This is a genomic window from Sphingobacterium sp. UBA7253 (assembly GCF_002472745.1).
GTDB lineage: Bacteria > Bacteroidota > Bacteroidia > Sphingobacteriales > Sphingobacteriaceae > Sphingobacterium > Sphingobacterium siyangense.
The window spans coordinates 1-3700 of record NZ_DKSP01000220.1; the positions used below are offsets into that span (position 1 = coordinate 1).

Annotated in this window: 3 protein-coding genes and 1 pseudogene; all 4 read right to left on the reverse strand. The window is 36.4% G+C overall.

What is annotated here, in order from left to right; genetic code table 11:
- Positions 1 to 444: pseudogene (locus tag B2X72_RS22505) on the reverse strand (hypothetical protein); the annotation flags it as partial.
- A 381-nt stretch (positions 445 to 825) separates the two neighbouring features.
- Entirely contained in the window at positions 826 to 1623 is a 798-nt protein-coding gene (locus B2X72_RS22510; protein ID WP_286851545.1) for a hypothetical protein, read from the reverse strand.
- Positions 1624 to 1644: 21 nt separating this feature from the next.
- Positions 1645 to 2094 carry a hypothetical protein gene (locus B2X72_RS22515; protein WP_286851547.1) on the reverse strand — a complete coding sequence of 150 codons (450 nt, stop codon included), beginning with the start codon at positions 2092 to 2094 and terminating at the stop codon, positions 1645 to 1647.
- Positions 2095 to 2113: 19 nt separating this feature from the next.
- Entirely contained in the window at positions 2114 to 3058 is a 945-nt protein-coding gene (locus B2X72_RS22520) for a class I SAM-dependent methyltransferase (protein WP_286851548.1), read from the reverse strand.
- Positions 3059 to 3700: the final 642 nt, after the last annotated feature.

The following is a 3700-nucleotide window of genomic DNA, read 5'->3' on the forward strand; positions in this document are numbered from 1 at the left end:
AAGTTTGTTCTGTAGGATCTCGAGCTCTGACCGTAGTTTTGCGATCTCTTCGTCTTTTTCTTTTACAAGCATATCATCTGGCCTGATGTTCCATCGGTCCAGTGGCTCCAGAAAATTCAGGAATTCACCAAGTTTCTTTATATTGGAAATATATAGCGGGTGTTTTGAGGAATAGGGATTTTGTCCTTTAAAGTAATCTATCCTATCAGAAACGATATGCCAGGTATGGGAAAAGAATTCCTTTTCTGAGCTATTGTGCTTTGAAAGATAATAATCGAGGTGATACTGATAATAATCACCAAATAACTCTTGTTTTAAGCCATAAATCTTTAAAAGGAAATGATTGTCCTCATATCCATCAGGCACTCCTTTCACAGTACCGATTGCAAATGGGTGGGGCCTGAAGTCAAACGATTTCCTTGCTTTAAAATAATGTGATGCCATATACCCAATTTAATAAAAATATCTGTCTGTATAAAGACAGATATCTTGGGGCTGTTAATACATTTAGATCGTTACTAATATAGATATTCAAATAATTAGGAATCTGATTATTTGAATAGAAAGACCTTTAGATATATAGACTGATAGTATTTGGAGACCATATTTTTTGTTTAGATCAAAGGATTTCACTGCGGATTTTCAGAAGACCTACCCGGGGATAGAGCGTGTTGACCTAACGGAGGAGATGTACCTGTATCCTTATTTTCATCATCTGAAAATGGCCCAAGGAATTCTGGATTGATTCACATGGCAAAAATCGGGAAGCAAAATAAATCTGCTTCCCGAATAGTTTAGCTCGATAAACTTGGTACTTTCATTTCTCTAAATATCGGATGGAATGTAATCTTTCCAATTCGAAGAATCTAAATAGGCCTGCACGCCGAAATTTGTCCCCACCTCCTTCATAATGACCTGCATTCTGGCTATTGGGGAAGATTTTGTTGCAGGAACAGGATCTGAGCCCCAATTAACACCGAAAGCCACACGGAAAAGTTCATATACTTGCCCATAGCTCCCCCTTAGATCGAATTTATGAGTCACAGAGTGCTCTGCCGAATCCGTAAAATGTCCTTCTTCATCTGATGCATAATGTAAGATCAGATACGGAATCTTGGTCTCACCTTCCTCTTCGCTTAAAAATTCATACCTCCCCTTTTGCTGTAGCTCTAATTTTCCATCCTTTTCCAGGAAAAAAAATACATCTTTTTTTTCATTATTAACTAAGTAAAACCGCATATTCTGAAGCAGTGCAGGGTGGTTACTATTCGAAACGACCAATGGAAGATAAAAATCGGTAACTTTCAACTTTACTTCTTCGACGATCCCGGTTACCTTGTCGGTTATCGATATTGTCGTTTCTCCTTTTTTCTTTCCCGAAATAACGATAGCCCCAAAATTTAGGCTACCACCACCGATAAAATCAGCCGTAGCTATATCGCTATTCTCTATTTTAATGTAATAGTCACTGTTTCCGCTGACTATGGGAAGATAACTCTGGCTATTTAAGGGAGCGTTCATTGTGTTTGTAGGCAGTATGAAATCAAATGTCTTACAACCCGTCAGGAAAATAAAGGTGAATAAGGCAATCCATATTCTGTATGGAATATCTAATTTGATCATTTAAGGTTTTATTTGTTAATATTATTTTGTGAAAATCCAGACCTGGGCCTTTTCGTCATATTGGCCGGCAATATCATTATGTTTTAGTTCTTTCAATATCAGCCCGCCGCAGGAGTGGCTTTTATCGGCTTCATTTCTAAATGTTATTTTGTCTATCAGGTCCGGTTTTAATTCTATATAAAATGCTCCGGTTTCACTGCGGTCTATATTTACAGCTATAAACTTTTCGTTTTTATTAATGCTGAAATATACCTCGAGCTTCTGTCCGTTAGGCAATATTTGATAGATTTTCAAGTCCTCTGCTGGATAGGACGGATGATCTCCGAAAATAAGGTCCTCTCCGTCTTCGTCCAGATAATTTATTTTGGTCAGTACCAACATATCTAATTGCCCGCAAATGGTCTTCTCCTTTTTACATGAATTCGCGGAAACAAAGATCAATGATAATAAAAGTAATATAGAATTTTTCATATCTATCTTCTATAAGGGATTAATACGATGGGTGTACAATATGTGGGTTTTTCGGGATCTCGACCAATCTATATCCTTCCTCAATAAGGGATTTCTTCAGGGAATCATTCGGCATATTCTTAAAAACGGCAATTGAAAGTGTCTGACTGGGCAATACCCCCCAAAAGGAAAAAAAATCACGTATTTTCTTTCTAAAAAGAATGCGCCTGAAAGGCTTCTCCTTCCTATCAGCTTTGATATGTTCACTCCCCGGAAACCAAAAGTTGGGGTTGAGTTTTTTAATGGCAATCATGGAAAGGTTGAGTCCGGCTGCAAATTTTTCAAATTCCCGTTCTGAAACCTTATAGACAAAGTTTCCCACCGTTTCATAGGAGAACCTATTTTTCCATATCTTATTGATCGTCCTGTCATTTATTCTTCCCAATAGATTGGCTAAATATAATAAGATAGGCATTTTTGATATCGGATCCTGCGGTTCAATAATTATAATGGCTTTTCTGGCTACCCGAACCATTTCATAGAGCGCTGCGTAGGGACGTGGAAAATGATGATAGCTTTCCTTACAGAGTATATAATCTACGCTCTCGTCTTCCAACGTTAATGATTCAGCGTTTTGGGCGGAGAAATCCTTGATAAATCCTTCTTCATGGGAAACTTTGAGGAAACTGTCATCTAGGTCACTTGCGGTAACATCGTGGATATTCTGGTCAAGCAGGTGGCGTGCGTCATGTCCATATGCATCGCCAAGAGTAAGCCATTTCGCATTTTTGTCCTTGGTGAAAGGATCCAGACATTTGAAAAAAAGCTCCTGGAGCCAGTGATTTATACTTCCTTTATAGTTATTGAGTGACTTGATTACTTTTATCTTTTGTTCCTTTTCAGGATAGAGGGTATTATACCAATTGGCATGGAGGCCATAACTATGTTCATTGAATTGATCCCGTTTTCGTAAATTATTTTCCATGATTAAGTTTATAGTAGTTACATCATCTGATATTGATCAGACAAAAGAATATTCTTCTCTTGGTCTTAACCTTGTTTTAGGTTTATTTATTGTAACGGATAATTATTTACAAACGCTACAGATAAATTAAAATACTGGAGTAAAATTGATAATCATGGAGATATTGGAGCTATATATTCGATTATATACTTAGTTATAGGGCTATTTATCTGGATAATTAGCCTATTAGATATATAGCTTATTGCTATTAGATTCAAATTTGGCTTAAAGTATACTGACCGGTATACCAAAAATGGACTTAATACTATTGCTAAGGCTTAAGAGTATCCCCGGAGGATACTCACAACCCCATTTCAGGCAAATGGAGCAAGAAAAGTAGGGCTCTGCCCAACTTCTGCTTGCTCTAAAATTTCGAACACATATTTTCTTGTATAAGAAACTTTTTCTTTTCCAACACTAAATTTTTTGTAATTAAATAAATAGCAAATAGATGTTTCGATAAAATACAACATTATTCTAGCTCGTGGAATAAAAACTGAATAAAATTGCAATATTAATTCAATGGAAACATTTTGGTAACATAAGAGAATTACTTTTGTTTATATTTTCAAATATGATAGTTTATCACTTGCGTCCTAAACG

Excerpts from the sequence above, each read along its gene's own strand:
- B2X72_RS22520 (WP_286851548.1), bottom strand. The coding sequence starts at position 3,058 with ATGGAAAATAATTTACGAAAACGGGATCAATTCAATGAACATAGTTAT.
- B2X72_RS22515 (WP_286851547.1), bottom strand. The coding sequence starts at position 2,094 with ATGAAAAATTCTATATTACTTTTATTATCATTGATCTTTGTTTCCGCG.
- B2X72_RS22510 (WP_286851545.1), bottom strand. The coding sequence starts at position 1,623 with ATGATCAAATTAGATATTCCATACAGAATATGGATTGCCTTATTCACC.